This is a genomic window from Shimia sp., from assembly GCF_041624275.1.
Taxonomy (GTDB): Bacteria; Pseudomonadota; Alphaproteobacteria; order Rhodobacterales; family Rhodobacteraceae; genus Shimia.
In genome coordinates this window covers 1-15645 of the sequence record NZ_JBFJVE010000049.1, presented here as the reverse complement: position 1 = coordinate 15645, position 15645 = coordinate 1, and the positions used below count along the sequence as shown (strand labels likewise).

15 protein-coding genes are annotated in these 15645 nt (G+C 67.3%); 7 read left to right on the top strand and 8 right to left on the bottom strand.

All coding sequences use genetic code 11. The annotated features are described in order from the left end of the window. Positions 1-72 precede the first annotated feature (72 nt). Genes ABZD10_RS05875 through ABZD10_RS05860 form a run of 4 tightly spaced genes read right to left on the bottom strand, consistent with a single transcriptional unit; the run spans position 73 to position 4338 of the window. Positions 73-828, bottom strand: a complete 756-nt coding sequence (locus ABZD10_RS05875) for an Asp/Glu racemase (protein ID WP_372885210.1) — start codon at positions 826-828, stop codon at positions 73-75. 9 nt (positions 829-837) lie between these two features. Next, complete coding sequence (locus ABZD10_RS05870; protein ID WP_372885209.1) at positions 838-2004, bottom strand: M24 family metallopeptidase; 1167 nt, start codon at positions 2002-2004, stop codon at positions 838-840. Next, positions 1997-3190, bottom strand: coding sequence for a diaminopropionate ammonia-lyase (locus ABZD10_RS05865; RefSeq protein ID WP_372885208.1), 1194 nt, complete (start codon positions 3188-3190; stop codon positions 1997-1999). Before ABZD10_RS05865 ends, ABZD10_RS05870 begins: the two co-directional genes overlap by 8 nt. Next, positions 3190-4338: an amidohydrolase gene (locus tag ABZD10_RS05860; RefSeq protein ID WP_372885207.1), complete on the bottom strand. Its 1149-nt coding sequence runs from the start codon at positions 4336-4338 to the stop codon at positions 3190-3192. The genes ABZD10_RS05865 and ABZD10_RS05860 overlap by 1 nt, the downstream gene beginning before the upstream one ends. A gap of 120 nt (positions 4339-4458) precedes the next feature. On the opposite strand from ABZD10_RS05860, the gene ABZD10_RS05855 reads away from it, so the two are divergent. Next, on the top strand, positions 4459-4908 hold the full coding sequence (locus ABZD10_RS05855) for an Lrp/AsnC family transcriptional regulator (protein ID WP_372885206.1): 450 nt from the start codon (positions 4459-4461) through the stop codon (positions 4906-4908). Positions 4909-4955: 47 nt separating this feature from the next. On the opposite strand, the gene ABZD10_RS05850 is transcribed toward ABZD10_RS05855, so the two are convergent. From ABZD10_RS05850 to ABZD10_RS05840, 3 genes are all read right to left on the bottom strand, one after another. Then, positions 4956-6233 (bottom strand): 4-aminobutyrate--2-oxoglutarate transaminase, encoded by a 1278-nt coding sequence (locus ABZD10_RS05850; RefSeq protein WP_372885205.1) that lies wholly within the window; start codon positions 6231-6233, stop codon positions 4956-4958. 192 nt (positions 6234-6425) lie between these two features. After that, a complete protein-coding gene (locus ABZD10_RS05845) occupies positions 6426-7061 on the bottom strand; it encodes a CoA pyrophosphatase (RefSeq protein WP_372885204.1) in 636 nt (211 codons plus the stop codon). Between the two features lie 185 nt (positions 7062-7246). Beyond that, complete coding sequence (locus tag ABZD10_RS05840) at positions 7247-8146, bottom strand: LysR family transcriptional regulator (protein ID WP_372885203.1); 900 nt, start codon at positions 8144-8146, stop codon at positions 7247-7249. 109 nt (positions 8147-8255) lie between these two features. On the opposite strand from ABZD10_RS05840, the gene ABZD10_RS05835 reads away from it, so the two are divergent. The 6 genes from ABZD10_RS05835 to hisD all read left to right on the top strand — a co-directional run bounded on the left by ABZD10_RS05835 (position 8256) and on the right by hisD (position 15491). Beyond that, positions 8256-9689 carry an aldehyde dehydrogenase family protein gene (locus ABZD10_RS05835; RefSeq protein WP_372885212.1) on the top strand — a complete coding sequence of 478 codons (1434 nt, stop codon included), beginning with the start codon at positions 8256-8258 and terminating at the stop codon, positions 9687-9689. Continuing rightward, entirely contained in the window at positions 9689-10687 is a 999-nt protein-coding gene (locus ABZD10_RS05830; protein ID WP_372885202.1) for a membrane dipeptidase, read from the top strand. The genes ABZD10_RS05835 and ABZD10_RS05830 overlap by 1 nt, the downstream gene beginning before the upstream one ends. Continuing rightward, entirely contained in the window at positions 10687-12354 is a 1668-nt protein-coding gene (locus ABZD10_RS05825) for a hypothetical protein (RefSeq protein WP_372885201.1), read from the top strand. The genes ABZD10_RS05830 and ABZD10_RS05825 overlap by 1 nt, the downstream gene beginning before the upstream one ends. Then, positions 12351-12935, top strand: a complete 585-nt coding sequence (locus ABZD10_RS05820; protein WP_372885200.1) for a DUF3726 domain-containing protein — start codon at positions 12351-12353, stop codon at positions 12933-12935. The genes ABZD10_RS05825 and ABZD10_RS05820 overlap by 4 nt, the downstream gene beginning before the upstream one ends. A gap of 15 nt (positions 12936-12950) precedes the next feature. Further along, positions 12951-13958, top strand: coding sequence for an Ldh family oxidoreductase (locus ABZD10_RS05815; RefSeq protein WP_372885199.1), 1008 nt, complete (start codon positions 12951-12953; stop codon positions 13956-13958). Positions 13959-14189: 231 nt separating this feature from the next. Next, positions 14190-15491, top strand: coding sequence for a histidinol dehydrogenase (gene hisD, locus ABZD10_RS05810; protein WP_372885198.1), 1302 nt, complete (start codon positions 14190-14192; stop codon positions 15489-15491). A 32-nt stretch (positions 15492-15523) separates the two neighbouring features. On the opposite strand, the gene ABZD10_RS05805 is transcribed toward hisD, so the two are convergent. Continuing rightward, a partial coding sequence (locus tag ABZD10_RS05805) for a LamB/YcsF family protein (RefSeq protein ID WP_372885211.1) occupies positions 15524-15645 on the bottom strand: 122 nt, incomplete at its 5' end.

Below are 15645 nucleotides of genomic sequence, written 5' to 3'. Positions count from 1 at the left end.
TCCGGGGCGCTGACCCATTCGGCGCGCACCGTCGATCTGGGGCTTGATTTCTGAGCCTTTCCGCCCTGTCGCTCAGCCGCGCAGGGGCGCCGAGAAAAGCCGGCCGAACTGCGGCATCGTCTCGTCGATACCGGCCAGGCGCATCATGTGCCAGCACAGCGCCTGATTGCTGGACAGGACCGGCAGCCCGGTCTGCGCCTCGATGTCCGGGATCACGCGCAGGCAGCGCAGGTTGGTGCAGGAAATCACCACCCCGTCGCAGGCTGCGCTCTGAGCCACCGCCAGCGCGGCCTTGGTGATCGCGGTTTCGGTGATCCGGGCCACCACCGGGTCGTTGCCTTCCTCGAAAGAGCCGAAGCCGGCGATGACGAATCCGGCCGCCTCCAGTTTCTGTCGCATGGCCTGCGAGACCTCGGGCAGGTAGGGCGTGACAAATCCCAGCCGGCGCAGGCCCAGCGCCCTGCCGGCGGCGATCAGCGCGGCCAGCGGATCGCTGACCCTGGCCTTGGGAAACACGCTCTGGATCGCGCTGGCCACCCTGTCCGAGCCGATCACCGTCGAGGCCGAGGTGCAGCCGTAGCCGATGACGTCGAAATCGAGCGAGGGCGGCAACAGGCGCGCCGAGGCCGGCAGATCCCGTTCCATCCGGGCCAGCGTGTCGGGGCGGATCTCGGCGACCATCGGAATGCGGCTGTGGTAAAGCGCGATGCCCTCGGCGGCGGTCATGCGCGCGAATTCCGGCTCCAGCGTCTCGTCGGTCTCGAGCACGATCACCCCAAGGGTGGCGCGGTGGCCGATACCGTCATCGGTGTCGAAATCCAGCTTCATGACAGCCTCCTAGAAGATCGGCAGTTCCGGCGCGGCGCGGCTGGTCAGCAACTCGGCCCCGCCGGCGCGCAGAACGATGTTTTCCTCGTGCACCATGATCCGCCCGTCGCCATAGCCCAGCGAAGGCTCCAGCGTCAGCACCATGTTTTCCCGCAGCACCGTGTCGTCGAAGGCGGCAAGCGACGGCCATTCGGTCAGCTGCATGCCCAGCCCGTGGCCCAAGCGTCCGACATCGCCGCCGCCGGGGTCCATCTCGGCGATCACCGCCTGCATGGCGCGAAACAGGTCGCGGCAGGTGGCGCCGGGGCGGGCGGCGGCCAGCCCGGCCTCGGTGGCGCGCCACAGAACGTCATAGGCGCGCCGAGACTGGTCATCGGCGCGGCCGACGGCGAAGTTGCGGTCGAAATCGCAGAAATAGCCGTCCCATGTGGCGCCGGTGTCGAGCATGACGATGTCGCCCAGCGCCAGAGGGCGCCGGCTTGGCGGCGAGATCACGTCGTGATAGCCGCCCTGATCGGCGCCGCCGACCAGATAGGGCACGTCATCCGCCCCCTGCGCCAGCGCCTCGCGGCGGAAGGCGCGAAACAGCTCTTCCAGCGGCTGGCCCTGGCGGGCGATCTCGGGCAGGCGGGCAAAACTGCGCGAGCCGATGGCGCAGATATGCGCCAGCTTGGCGATCTCGGCCTCGGATTTCACCATCCGCAGCTGGCGGACCAGCCCGGTGGCGTCGGCGATGGCCAGCCCGGGCAGGGCAGCCATCAGGCGCTCGTAATCGCCCAGCGGCATCCGCAGCCCCGTTTCATGGCCCTTCATCACGCCCAGCGTCGCCGATTTCGCCGCCAGCGGGGCCAGCAATTCCGTCAGCAGGCTGAGACCATCATCCTCGGGGGCCGGGGCGCTCCAGCTGCGGATATCGTCGATCCAGGTGCGGCGCATCAGGTCGGCGCCGATCTCGGGAATGATGGCGACAGGTTTGCCTTCGGGCGGGATGAACAGGAACCACGGCCGGGTCGGGCTTTGCCAGAACAGGGTGTGAAATCCGCTGAAATAGCGCACTTCGGCTTCGCTGAGCAACAGCAGCCCGTCCAGCCCCTGCGCCGCCATCAGGCGCTGCGCGTTCCGGGTCCGGGTCTGGAATTCTGCCTCTTCAAAACCGCGTGTCGGGGTCTCAGACATGGTCGTTTCCCTGCATGATGGCGGAGAAAATCTCCGGATCGGTGACACCTTCGGATCCGATCAGAAGAATCCGCGAAACGTCGCTCAACCCCAGGTTAACCGATAACTCGTCGCTTTGGCAGGCTGCAATTACCGCCGCCAGCCCGGCGACCGCGCTTTCGCCCGCCTCGAGCGGGGCGTCGCCGTAATCGCCTCGGGCCAGCAGGCGCACGGTCGGTGCAACGATGCCGTCGGGGATGGTGATATAGTCGGTGGCCTCTTCGCGCAGGATGTCCCAGGCCATTTCCGAGGGCTCGCCGCAGGAAAGCCCGGCCATGATGGTTTCTTGCGAAATGGCGACCGAGGTCGCCCGGCCCCGGGCGGCGCTTTCGAACAGGCAGGCCGCCAGTTCCGGTTCGACGATCACCACGCGGGGCGCGGCATCGCCATAGTGCTGGCGCAGCCCCGCCGCCACCGAGGCCGCCAGCCCGCCGACCCCCCCCTGAAGGAAGACATGGGTCGGGGGCTGTTGCAGGGTTTCGCAGATTTCGCGGGTCATCACGCCATAGCCGGCCATGACATCGCGCGGCGGTGCGCTGTAGCCGGGCCATGAGGTGTCAGAGACGACGAACCAGCCGTTGGCCGCGGCCTCGTCCTTGGCCAGCCGCACGGATTCGTCGTAATCCCCCTTGATTCGGATGACCTCGGCGCCCAGCTCGCGCATGGCCGCGGCGCGCCCCTCGCTGACCTCGGCATGGATGTAGATCCGGCAGGGGGCGCCAAAGCGCTGGCAGCCCCAGGCCAGCGAACGGCCGTGGTTGCCGTCGGTCGCCGATACCAGCGTGATGGCGCGACAGGCGTCGGCCAGCGTGCCGTTGCGAATCTCGTAGGGGTCGACCGCGCGCCCCAGCCGTTTGCTGAGTTCACGCTGCAACACCCGCAGCGCCGCATAGGAGCCGCCAAGCGCCTTGAAACTGCCGAGGCCAAAGCGCGGGCCCTCGTGTTTGTAGTCGATCCGGGCAAGGCCCAGTTGGGCCGCGAGCCCGTCCAGCGCCACCAGCGGCGTCGCCTCATATCCGGGCCAGTTGACGATTTCGCCGCAGGCCTCATCGAAATCGGCCGGGCTCAGGACGTCATGCGCGGCCCGGTCCGGATCAGGACGCACCGCAAGGTGTTGCAGATTGGCGGAAGCGAAAGGTGCGAACATCATCGGTCCTCGTGGTTGGGCAGCCGGTCGCGAACCAGCCGCAGCCAGAACTCTGCGCCGATCGGCAGCAGGTCGTCGTTGAAATCGTAATCCGCCGCGTGCAGTGGCTGGCCGCTGGGGCCCTCGGTGCCATTGCCGAGCAGCAGGAAACAGCCGGGCACCGCCCGGCTGAACTGGGCGAAATCCTCGGAAAAGGTCATCGGCGGGCGCTGGCGCAGGACCGCGCAGCCCGCGGCCTCGGCGGCGCGATAGACCGCTTCGGTCGGGGCGGGGGCATTGATGGTCTCGGCGAATTCGGTGTCGAATGTCACCTCGACCTCGACCCCATGGGCCGCCGCCACCCCGGCCGCGATGCGGCGCATGAAGGTCTCGATCCGGGCGCGGTCCTCGGGTGAGCGGGCGCGGGCATCGCCCTTCAGAACCGCCCGCCCGGGCAGCACGTTGCGTTGCCCGTCGGTGACAAATTCGGTCACCGAAACCACCGCCCCGGCGCCGGCGGGCAGCCTGCGCGCCACGATGGTCTGCAGCGCCATGACCAGTTCGGCGCCGACCGTGATCGCATCGACCCCCGCCTGCGGCATCGAAGCATGGCCGCCCCGGCCCCGGATGGTGATCTCGAACAGGCTTTCGCTGTTGCAGATCAGCCCGCTGCGGGTCGAGACCTGCCCCAGCGGCGCGCCGGGCAGGTTGTGAATCGCATAGACCTCGTCGATGGGGAACCGTTGCAGCACGCCTTCCTCGATCATCCGGCGCGCGCCCGTGCCCTGTTCCTCGTCGGGTTGGAACAGGAACACCACGGTGCCGTCAAAGCCGCCCTCGGCCGCCAGCCGTTCGGCCGCGCCAAGCAGCATCGCCGTGTGCCCGTCGTGGCCGCAGGCATGCATGATGCCGGGGGTCTGGGACGCATAGTCATGGGCCGAGCGTTCCTGGATCGGCAGCGCGTCCATGTCGGCGCGCAGCCCGATGGCGCGGTTGCCTTGGCCGGCACGCAGGACACCGACAACGCCGGCCCCCTCGTGCACCTCCAGCCCCAGTGCGCGCAGATGCCCGGCGACCAGCGCCTTGGTCTGCCGTTCCTGCAAGCCCAGTTCGGGGTTGCGATGCAACTGCCGCCGCAGGCGGGTCAGTCTCTGGTGAAAGTCGTCCATGATGCCTCCGGGCCCGGTTGCAGGAAGGATGGCGCGGATACGGGTGGGGAAATCATCGGAGTTTTCCGATTTCGATGGGAAAAACCTCGAAAACCATCGAATCTGTGATAAATTTCGGAAATGGACGACAAGGATCTGAAAATTCTGCGCCTGGTACAGGCCAATGCGCGGCTGACCGCCGAGGCGATCGGCGAGGATGTCGGCCTGTCGCCGGCGGCGGTTCACAAACGGCTTCAGAAGCTGCGCGCGCAGGGGGTGATCGAACGCGAAATCGCGGTTCTGTCCCCGGCCAGGCTGGGGCGTGGCATGACGATCATCGTCGAAGTCCTGCTCGAGCGCGAAAGCCGCGCCCAGCTGGATGCCTTCAAGCGCAGGATGCGGAGCGCGCCGCAGGTGCAGCAATGCTATTACACCACCGGCGAGAGCGATTTCGTGCTGATCCTGGTGGTCGAGGACATCAAGGAATACGAGGCTTTCACCCAGACCTATTTCTTCGATGAATCCAATATCAGCAAGTTCAAGACGGCGGTGGTGATGGACCGGGTCAAAATCTCGCTGGACGTGATCTGAATCTTGGGCCGGAAGAACCCGGCCCAAGGGGGTTCGGGCGACGTGCCTCAGCGCGCCTTGACCGCCTCGACCGAGGCTTCGAGGATGTCCAGCGCCTCGGCCAGAATCTCGTCCTCGATGGTGATCGGCGCGAGGAAACGGATCACGTTGCCGTAGACGCCGCAGGTCAGGAGAACCAGGCCACGCGACAGGGCCTCGGTGCGGATGGCATTGGCCATCTCGGGGTTGGGGGCGCTGCCGTCGGCGGTGTTGAACTCGGCCGCGATCATGAAGCCGGGGCCGCGGATGTCGACGATCTCGGGGGTGCTTTCGCGGATCGATTCCAGCCGCTGCTTGAGGCGCGAACCCAGCTCGTTGGCGCGGGCGCAGAGGTCTTCTTCCTCGATCACGTCGAGCACCGCATTGGCGGCCGCGATCCCCAGGGGGTTGCCGCCATAGGTACCGCCCAGCCCGCCCGGAGCCGCCGCGTCCATCAGATCGGCGCGGCCGGTGACCGCCGCCAGCGGCAGGCCGCCCGCCAGCCCCTTGGCCATGGTGGTGATGTCGGCCGCGACGTCATAGCCCTCCATCGCGAATAGGTTGCCGGTGCGGGCAAAGCCGGTCTGGACCTCGTCGGCGATCATGACGATGCCATGGTCGTCGCAGAGCGTGCGCAGGCCGCGCATCAGCTCGGCCGGGGCCGGGTAGAACCCGCCTTCGCCCTGCACCGGCTCGAGGATGATCGCCGCCACGCGCTCGGGGTCGAGGTCGGCCTTGAACAGTTTGGTCAGCGCGCCAAGGGCCTCGTCGGTCGAGGTGCCGTGCAGCTCGATCGGGAAGGGCACGTGATAGACGTCGGGCATCATCGCGCCGAAACCCTTCTTGTAGGGCATCACCTTGCCGGTCAGCGACATGCCCATGAAGGTGCGGCCGTGAAAGGCGCCGCCGAAGGCGATCACCGCCGGGCGGCCGGTGGCGGCGCGGGCGATCTTGATCGCGTTCTCGACCGCCTCGGCACCGGTGGTGACGAAGATGGTCTTCTTGTCGAAATCGCCGGGCACCTTGTCGTTGAGCCGTTCGGCGAGGCGGACATAGTTCTCGTAGGGCATGACCTGATGGCAGGTATGGGTGAAGCTGGCGGCCTGCTGCTGCACCGCCGCCATCACCTTGGGGTGGCAATGCCCGGTATTGACCACCGCGATTCCGGCGGCGAAGTCGATATAGCGGTTGCCTTCGACATCCCAGACCTCGGCGTTGAGGGCGCGCTCGGCATAGATTTGGGTCTGCATGCCGACTCCCCGTGCCACGGCGGCGTCGCGGCGCTGCGAGATTTCTGCATTGGTCATGGTGCGTCCTTTCGGCGTTGCGGGCCTCGCGCCCGATTTTGATCAAAAGAAAGGTATCGGGTCTCGATCGGCGGCAATAGCCTATTTCTTTCCGGGGGTAAGCTGTTGAAAAAGCTTGGCGTGAAGCCTGTGCGTTGAGTATTTCGAACGGGCAAAGGCTGCGCGCCGCGTGGTCGCGCGCCGTTTCCCGGCCTATTTCCAGGCAAAGGCCGGCTGGTCGAAATGCGCAACACGGGTTGCCCGCGCGCACAGTCCGACCTCGCGGAACTGATAGAGCAGCGCCGCCGTCGGGGCATAGATTTCATGTCCGAGCGTCGGGATATGGGCCGACAGGAGCGGGGTGTCGCCGTTGCGGTTGTCGTGAAAGCGCGGAATCTCGGGGCTGGCCAGTTCGACCAGGGGAATGTGATAGACCGCCGCCACCTCCGACGGGTCCGGGATGATCCCGGCCTCGGGCGGGCACCACAGCACGAAGGGGGTGATGCGGAAACCCGAACGGGTCGCGTAATCGTCCAGACGCCCGAGAACCTGCCCGCGATCAAGCGCCAGCCCGAGCTCTTCGTGCAATTCGCGCCGGGCCGCCTGTTCGGCGCTTTCGCCCGCGTCGAGCCGCCCGCCCGGCAGCGCGTATTGCCCGCCATGGCGATTGAGCGACGCCGCGCGCAACGTCAGCAGGACCGAGGCCTGGCCAGAGCCGGGATCCCGCGCCAGCACGATCGCCACCGCCGCCCGCCGCAGGGTGTCATCGGGCTGCGCCCGGGCGGCAAAACGGCCGAGGTTCGCGCGGATGCTCTCGCGCAGTCGTGGTTCGAACGGGTAGTCGGTCACGGTCTCTCTCGAACGGTTTTTGCCTCCAGCCGCAGGCGGGCGATCGGACAGATACAGAGCCCGGCCCCGGTGCGGCTGTTCTCACTGTGGCGAAGATCGCCTGCCGCGTCAGCAAAATTGCGGTCCGACGTTGGGTCACGCTGTGGCGGCCCGGCCAGCTGGCGGCGCGGTCGCAGCCGATGGTCTCAGAACACGGCCCCGGCCGCTGATTGCGGCAACCACTGGCGCCCGGTGATGAAATCCAGCGCATCGCGGGTCGGCCCGTCGCCGTTGGCCTTTTCGCCGTGATAGAGATAGACCTGCCTCAGGTCCGGCAGATCGGCGATGGTTCGGAACGAAAGCCTCTCGGGCATCAGCCCCATCACCGAGCGCGGCAGCACAGTCACCCAATCGCCGCCCCGGACCATGGCCAGCAGCGACTGTGTGTTGTGCACCGTGACATGGGTTCCGGTCAGGCGGTCGCGGAACGGCCCGGTCTCGATCTGGTCGCACAGGGCGTTGCGCAGGAAGGGCCGGGCAAAGACGTCGTCGATGGTGATGCGGCCGGGGTGACGGGCCAGCGGGTGACGGTCGGCGCAGACCAGCCCATAGCGGTCCTGCATCAGCGCGGTGACGCCGATGCCATTCAGCACGTGGCGGGCCGAGGCGATGCCGATATCGGCCCATCCCTGCAACAGGGCGTCGATGACCTGCTGGGTGTCGGCATCACGCAGTTCGATCCTGAGGCCGGGATGGGCTTTGGCCAGATGGGCGACCATACCCGGAAAAAGCAGTGCCGCGATCGAAGGCACGGCGGCGACATAAAGCACGCCCTGCGGCGCGCTGGCCGAAAGCTCGATGGCCTTGATCGTGCCGTCGAACTGCTGCAACTGCCTGAGGCCGAGTGCAAAAACCTGCTCGCCCAGCGCCGTCAGCCGGTTCTTGCGCTCGCTTTCGAACAGCGGCTGTCCGAGGTGCTGTTCGAGCTGCTTGAGGGTCATGCTCACCGCCGACTGGGTGCGCCCCAGCTGCGCTGCGGCCTCGGCAAGGTTTCCTGCCTTGGCGACGGCGCAGAAACTGCGCAGCATTTCGATCTTGATGGCCATGCTTCAGAAATTTTGAAATTAGCTTAAGAAGTTTGAATTTGACTGATATTGGCGGCGATGTCCAGAGTGCCCTTGAGCAATGTTTAAACCGAGTGGACCCGTGACCCAAATGAACCTGATTGCCGGCGAATGGCTGGCCGGCGATGCCGAGATCGAAAACCGCAACCCGTCGGATCTCTCTGATCTGATCGGAACCTTCGCGCAGGCCAGTTCCGACCAGCTCGAGGCGACCCTCGATCAGGCGCGCAGCGCGCAGCGCCAGTGGCAGGCCTATGGGCCCGAGCGCAAGCAGGCGGTGCTGATGGCGATCGGCAACGAGCTGATGGCGCGGGCCGAGGAACTGGGCCGGCTGCTGTCGCGCGAAGAGGGCAAGCCGCTGGCCGAGGGCAAGGGCGAGGTCTATCGCGCCGGGCAGTTCTTTACCTATTACGCCGCCGAATGCCTGCGCCAGATCGGCGAGAATGCGGATTCCGTGCGCGACGGGGTCGAGATCGACGTCCGCCGCGAGCCTGTGGGCACCGTTGCCATCATCAGCCCGTGGAACTTTCCCACCGCCACCGCGTCATGGAAGATCGCCCCGGCGCTGTGTTATGGCAATGCGGTGGTCTGGAAGCCGGCCAATGTGACCCCGGCTTCGGCGGTGGCACTGACCGAGATCATCGCCCGGCAGGATATTCCCAAGGGGCTTTTCTCGCTGGTCATGGGCGCCGGGCGCGCGGTCGGGCAGCGGCTGGTGGAAAGCCCCAAGGTGAACGCGATTTCCTTCACCGGTTCGGTGCCGGTGGGCAAGGGGATCGCCTCGGCCGCGATCCAGAACCTGACCAAGGTGCAGATGGAGATGGGCTCGAAGAACGCGCTGGCGGTGATGGACGATGCCGACCTTGATCTTGCGGTGACGCTGGCGCTGGGCGGCGCCTTCGGTGGTTCGGGCCAGAAATGTACCGCCTCCTCCCGGCTCGTGGTCCACGAGGCCGTGCATGATGCCTTTGTTGAAAAACTGGTGGCCGGTGCGCGGGCGATGAAAGTGGGCCACGCGCTGGAAGAGGGCACCCAGATGGGCCCCGTGGTCAGCCAGCAGCAGCTGGACGAAAACCTGGCCTATGTCGATCTGGGCCGCTCTGAAGGGGCCGAGCTGGCCTGTGGCGGTACCCGGCTCGAGATGCCGCACGACGGGTTCTACATGTCGCCCGGCGTGTTCCTGAACACCACCAACGCGATGCGCATCAACCGCGAAGAGATGTTCGCGCCGCTGACCTCGGTGATCCGGGTCGGCAGCTATGACGAGGCCCTGAGCGTCGTCAACGACACCAATTTCGGTCTCACCTCGGGCATCGTGACCCGGTCGCTGGCCCGCGCCACCCATTTCCGCCGCAACGCGCGCACCGGGGTGGTGACGGTGAACCTGCCTACGGCAGGCACCGATTATCATGTGCCCTTTGGCGGGCGCGGCGACAGTTCTTACGGGCCGCGCGAACAGGGCAAGGCGGCGGCCGAATTCTACACCACGGTGAAAACCGCCTATATCAGCGCCGGGCCGGTCTGATGCGCATTGACGGGCTGCAATATGCCAACTGGTCGGAAAAGATCTTCCGCCAACTGCGCGAAGGCGGGGTCGATGCGATCCATGTCACAATCGCCTATCACGAGAGCTTCCGTGAAACGGTGCTCAACTTCGAGAAGTGGAACCGCTGGTTCGAGCAGTTCCCCGACCTGATCATGAAGGGGCGCTGGGCGCGCGACATCGACGTGGCGCGCGAAACCGGCCGCACGGCGGTGTTCTTCGGCTTTCAGAACCCGAGCCCGATCGAGGACGACATCGGCCTGGTCGAGGTGCTGCACGATCTGGGCGCGCGCTTCATGCAGCTGACCTATAACAACCAGTCGCTGCTGGCGACCGGCTGCTACGAGAGTTACGACGCCGGCATCACCCGCATGGGCAAACAGGTCATCAAAGAGATGAACCGGGTCGGGCTGGTGGTCGACATGAGCCATTCCGGAGACCGTTCGACCATCGAGGCCGCCGAGCTGTCCGAGCGTCCCATCGCCATCACTCACGCGAACCCGCATGACTGGGCACCGGCGTTGCGCAACAAGCGCGACGCGGTGATCCGCGCGGTCACCGAACGCGGCGGGATGCTCGGATTTTCGCTTTACCCCCATCACCTGAAGGGCAAGTCGGACTGCACGCTGGAGAGTTTCTGCGAGATGATCGCCCGCGCGGCGGACAGCTACGGGGCCGAGCACCTGGGCATCGGCAGCGATCTCTGCCAGGACCAGCCCGACTCGGTTGTCGAATGGATGCGCGTCGGGCGCTGGAGCAAGGAGATCGACTATGGCGAAGGCTCGGCCAGCCTGCCCGGTTTCCCGCCGATGCCCGGCTGGTTCCGCGACAACCGCGATTTCGGCAATCTCGAGAACGGCCTCAGGGCAACCGGCCTGAACGCGGACGAGGTCGCTGGCATCATGGGGCAGAACTGGTATCGTTTCTTCGAAAGGAATTTCACGCCGCAGCAGGCAGGCGGCATGACGGGGGGCACATGATGAGCAAGGTCCGGTCGCCGGAGATCGTGATGCGGCTTTCCCGGCTCGGGTCGCTGCACCAGTGCCGGCTTAGTTTCATGCGTCAGTTGACGCGGCGTATGGCGGCCGAGAACTGGCGTTTCTCGCGCCCCGTCTTCGACATCGACGCCGCGGGGGTGGGGCATGCGGTCTATACCGCCGCCGGGCCGGAACGCAGCTATTCCCTAGTCGCCTTTGCCCATGACCTGCCGCCGGAAATGCGCTCGGACCGGGTCATCGCCACCGCCTGGGACGCGACCTTCACCCTGTTCGACGGCATCCCGACCAAGGCCGATATCGACCGCCTGTCGCGCAATGTGCCGCTTCAGGAAGCGGGCCGCGTCAGCCAGAGCGAAATCTCGGTATCGCGGGCCAACCGCTCGGTGCGCCTGTGGGAGCATTTCGTCGATGCGCTTTCGCAGGGCCGTCAGCCGGACCCGCAGCGGGTCGCGGCGGTGGGCTACCTGATGCGCACGACGGCGGTCTACGGATCGGGCAAGCTGGGGGCGGCGGACCGCGAGATCATCGCCGGGCGGCCGGAAATGGCAGCCCCCTTCCAGGCCGAGATGCTTTCGGTCTATCTGACGCGCTGGTTCGTGCGCGATCTGGTGGAACATATGGCCAGAATGCGCGGCGGCGACACCGCGGTGCCGCTGGACCCCGCCCTGGCCCGCTGCCTCGGCATCGGCAATTCCACCGGGCTTGGCATGGCACCCTTCATCGTCAACCACCCGGTGCTGTTCAACAACTGGATCCGGGCCCGGGAAGAGGCGATTGCCACGGTGCGTGCGCTGGCCCGGGCCTCGGACCGGGCGCAGGCGCAGTTCACCGACCTGCTGACCCGATCCGGGCTTTCGGTCGCCAAATGGCATTCCGAGCACCCGCTCCAGATCGCCAAGCTTGCGCAACTGAAGGCTGATCTGGCTGCGCTGCGGCAGCATCTCGGGGCGTTCGACTGGTCGCCCGAGGCCCCCTGGGACCGGCTTATGCACTGGGCAGAGGGGGCGCTGAGCGAAGAGGGGCAGGAACTGCTGGCCTCGCTGATCCTCGAACCCTATCCCGACCTCGTCGACGGGCTGGGCGCCACCATGGCCGACGATACCCCCGATGCCTTCATCATCGACGGCGCGATGACGGTCGCAGAGATGCGCCGGCTGATCGAGGCCAGTTTCGGCTGGGCGCTGGATCTCGACTGGAGCGCCCGCGAGACCTGCGCGCGGGCCTGGTATGTCTCGGAAGAAAAGCTCGAACCCCGGCTGGGCGAGCGTTTCGAAGAGCCGGTCGAAGCCTACGAACAGCCCCTGGCCCCGGCCCGCGACGCGGCACTGGCCCATCGTGCGCTGTGCGACCGGGACGCGGACCAGCCGATATCGGTCTTTCTTCAGGCGCACCCCGAGCATCGCCACACGCTGCGCCGGGCCCAGATCTCGGCCAGCGCGCCCTATGGCGAGATCCGCTCGAACACGATCGCGGCCGATCTGATGCCGATCGACATGCTGCGCGCCAAGCTGTCCTTTTTCGGGGCGACGCATTTCGACCCGCGCTCGGACCGCTGGGTGCGTATCTGCATGTATGCCGACGCGCCCTATCCCCCGGATCTGACGGCGCGCAATGCCGATTTCTGGGTCTATCCGGAGGCAACCGCATGAGTTTCGCACTGAACGAGGTGGAAGCCACCGCCAAGAAGGCAGCCCGGGGCGCGGGCCATCCATGGGGGCTGGCGGAAGAGGCCGGCAAGGCGACCCGCTGGCTCTGTGCTCAGGGGCTGGACGGGGTCGCGATCCTGTCGACGGCCCTGTCGCGCGACCCGTCCGCCGCCGCCTGCCCGCTGGCCGAGGGCGCGGCGCTGTCGGACCGCGCGGCGGCGCTGGCCGGACAGGAGACCCTGCTGGCCGAGGTCGCGGCGCCGGCCATGGTTCTGCCCTTCGCGGCGCTGGTGGCCCGCCAGACCGGGCAATGCGTCACGGTCGAATGCAAGGGGGCGTGGGCCACGACGGACGGCCGGCGGCTGCGGCTTTCGGCGACCTTCCCGGCCGCGCCCGCGCCGCTCCGGCTGTTATGCGGCGGCGATCCCGGCGCGCTCGACGACCTGCGGCCCATGGCCACCCGCGCCACGCCCGATGATGTCGCATGGCAGACCCTTGAGCGGCTGGCCCACCGCACCTATGCGCCCGCGACCGAAGAAAGCCGGATGCGCGGCGCCGGGGCCGGCCTCTCTGACAACGACTGAACGAAGGTGAAAGCGATGCAAACCAAGACCCTGACCCTTGACGAGATCGAGGATCTGGCCCTGCGCGCCCTTGTCGCCGCAGGCACGAGCGAGGACAACGCCCGCCCGCTGGCCGTGGCCACCGCCGCCACCGAGGCCGACGGGGTGGCCAGCCACGGGCTGGCCTATATCCCGATCTATTGCGAGCATGTGCAATGCGGCAAGGTCGATGGCCGCGCGGTGCCGGTGGTGTCGCAGCCCCGTCCCGGCGTGGTGACGGTCGACGCTGCCACCGGCTTTGCCCATGCCGCGATTGACGCCGGTTTCGACCGGCTGGTGCCGATGGCGCGGGATCAGGGCGTCGCGGCGCTGGCGATCCACAACAGCTACAATTGCGGTGTGCTGGGCTATCACACTTTGCGCCTTGCCCAGGCCGGTCTCTTGGGGCTGGGCTTTACCAATGCGCCGGCCTCGATCGCGCCTTCGGGCGGGGCCAGGCCGGTGGTCGGCACCAACCCGTTCTCGATCGCGGCGCCGGGCGCGGGGGGGGAGCCGGTGATCATGATCGACCAGTCGGCCAGCACGATCGCCAAGTCCGAAGTGATGAAACACGCCCGCGAAGGCCGGCCGATCCCGGTCGGATGGGCGCTGGACAACGAGGGCAACCCGACCACCGACCCCAATGTCGGCCTCAAGGGGTCGATGGCGCCTTCAGGCGGCTACAAGGGGGTCGGCGTGGCGCTGCTGACCGAGATCATGGCCGCCGCGATGACCGGGGCGGTTCTGGGCAAGGATGCCTCGCCCTTTTCGGGCACTGCCGGCGGTCCGCCGAAGACCGGGCAGTTCTTTCTTGCCATCGACCCGGCGGCGACCTCGGGCGGGGCGTTTGCCGAGCGGGTGACGGCGCTGGCCGAGGCCATCCACGCCCAGGACGGAGCCCGGCTTCCGGGGGATGGACGGGCCCGCAAGCGCCAAGCCGCGAGAACGGCCGGCGTCGCCGTCGACTGCGCAACGCTTGAGCGGATCGAGGCGATTCTGGCCTGATCGCCGCCGGTTGCGGGCCTTGGGCCGGCAGCGCCCTCGGGCGGCCGGTCTTGTGGCGAGAAGCCGGGCGGCTTCGGCTTCTCGGAAATCCGCGTTCGGTTTTTCTTAATCATCCGCCAGCGCGTTGCCCACGCGGCGCTTCCGTGTCAGCTCTGCGGGGCGGGCCTCGGGCCTGCCGGCGTCCGGGGCGGTGCCCCGTCGCGCTGTCTGTGCGGCATGGGGGGCGGCGACATGGCACGCGAATACCTGAAGAAGGCGATCCGAACTGCGGCGACCGGCGCCGGCGACGTTCGCGAAACGGTGCGCCGTATCCTTGCTGACATCGCGCAGGGCGGCGAGACCAAGGCGCTGGAATATGCCGCCCGTTTCGATGGCCATGACGGCAATGTCCTGCTGACGCCGGAAGAGATCGCCGACGCCTGCACCCGGGTGCCCGACAAGCTGAAGGCCGATATCCGCTTTGCCCACGACAACGTGCGACGCTTTGCCGAGGCCCAGAAATCGACCCTGCACGACGTGGAAATCGAGATCCTGCCCGGTTTCCTCGCCGGGCAAAGAACGATCCCCGTTGCGGCTGCCGGATGCTACGTGCCGGGCGGGCGCTACAGCCATACCGCCAGCGCCATCATGACCGTGACCACCGCCAAGGTCGCGGGGTGCCGCCATATCACCGCCTGCTCGCCGCCGCGCCCGGGGCAGGGGATCGCCCCGGCGACGGTCTTTGCCGCCCATATCTGCGGCGCTGACCGGATCCTTGCCATGGGCGGGGTGCAGGGGGTGGCGGCGATGACCTACGGGCTGTTCGGCCTGCCCCGGGCCAATATCCTTGTCGGTCCGGGCAACCAGTATGTCGCCGAGGCCAAGCGTCTTCTGTTCGGGCAGGTCGGCATCGACATGATCGCCGGGCCCACCGACAGTCTGATTCTGGCCGATGCCACCTCGGACGCCCTTGTGGTGGCCACCGATCTCGTCAGCCAGGCCGAACATGGCGACAACTCGCCGGTTTGGCTGGTCACCGACGACCGGGCGCTGGCGACGCGGGTGATGGAGCTGGTGCCCCGACTGATCGAGGCGCTGCCCGCCTTCAACCGCGACAACGCCCGTGCCGCATGGCGCGACTGTGCCGAGGTGATCCTGTGCGGCGACCGCGAGGACATGGCCGCCTGTTCCGATGACTATGCGCCCGAACATCTGACGGTGCAGGCCGCCGATCTCGACTGGTGGCTGGCGCGCCTGACCTCTTATGGCGCGCTGTTCCTGGGCGAGGAAACCACGGTGTCCTACGGCGACAAGGCCAGCGGCACCAACCATGTTCTGCCGACCTCGGGCGCGGCCAGCTACACCGGCGGGCTCAGCGTTCACAAATACATGAAGGTGGTTACATGGCAGCGCGCCACGCGCGACGGCTCGCGACCGGTGGCCGAGGCGACGGCGCGGATTTCCCGCCTCGAGGGCATGGAAGGCCATGCCCGCGCCGCCGAGGTGCGGCTGGCCAAGTACTTCCCCGACGAACGCTTCGATCTGAGTGCCTAGGGCATGGCCCGCGGTCAGCGGCTGGCGCTGGATCAGAGGTCGAGAAACGGGCGCAGGGTGATCCCTTCGTCCTCGAGACGCTGGCGTATGGTCGCGGCCATCCGCACAGCGCCGGGGCTGTCGCCGTGAACGCAGATCGACTGCGCCCGAAGGG

Excerpts from the sequence above, each read along its gene's own strand:
- ABZD10_RS05815 (WP_372885199.1), top strand. The coding sequence starts at position 12,951 with ATGCAAACCAAGACCCTGACCCTTGACGAGATCGAGGATCTGGCCCTG.
- ABZD10_RS05865 (WP_372885208.1), bottom strand. The coding sequence starts at position 3,190 with ATGTTCGCACCTTTCGCTTCCGCCAATCTGCAACACCTTGCGGTGCGT.
- ABZD10_RS05840 (WP_372885203.1), bottom strand. The coding sequence starts at position 8,146 with ATGGCCATCAAGATCGAAATGCTGCGCAGTTTCTGCGCCGTCGCCAAG.
- ABZD10_RS05820 (WP_372885200.1), top strand. The coding sequence starts at position 12,351 with ATGAGTTTCGCACTGAACGAGGTGGAAGCCACCGCCAAGAAGGCAGCC.
- ABZD10_RS05850 (WP_372885205.1), bottom strand. The coding sequence starts at position 6,233 with ATGACCAATGCAGAAATCTCGCAGCGCCGCGACGCCGCCGTGGCACGG.
- ABZD10_RS05875 (WP_372885210.1), bottom strand. The coding sequence starts at position 828 with ATGAAGCTGGATTTCGACACCGATGACGGTATCGGCCACCGCGCCACC.
- ABZD10_RS05855 (WP_372885206.1), top strand. The coding sequence starts at position 4,459 with ATGGACGACAAGGATCTGAAAATTCTGCGCCTGGTACAGGCCAATGCG.
- ABZD10_RS05860 (WP_372885207.1), bottom strand. The coding sequence starts at position 4,338 with ATGGACGACTTTCACCAGAGACTGACCCGCCTGCGGCGGCAGTTGCAT.
- ABZD10_RS05830 (WP_372885202.1), top strand. The coding sequence starts at position 9,689 with ATGCGCATTGACGGGCTGCAATATGCCAACTGGTCGGAAAAGATCTTC.
- ABZD10_RS05825 (WP_372885201.1), top strand. The coding sequence starts at position 10,687 with ATGAGCAAGGTCCGGTCGCCGGAGATCGTGATGCGGCTTTCCCGGCTC.
- hisD (WP_372885198.1), top strand. The coding sequence starts at position 14,190 with ATGGCACGCGAATACCTGAAGAAGGCGATCCGAACTGCGGCGACCGGC.
- ABZD10_RS05835 (WP_372885212.1), top strand. The coding sequence starts at position 8,256 with ATGAACCTGATTGCCGGCGAATGGCTGGCCGGCGATGCCGAGATCGAA.
- ABZD10_RS05870 (WP_372885209.1), bottom strand. The coding sequence starts at position 2,004 with ATGTCTGAGACCCCGACACGCGGTTTTGAAGAGGCAGAATTCCAGACC.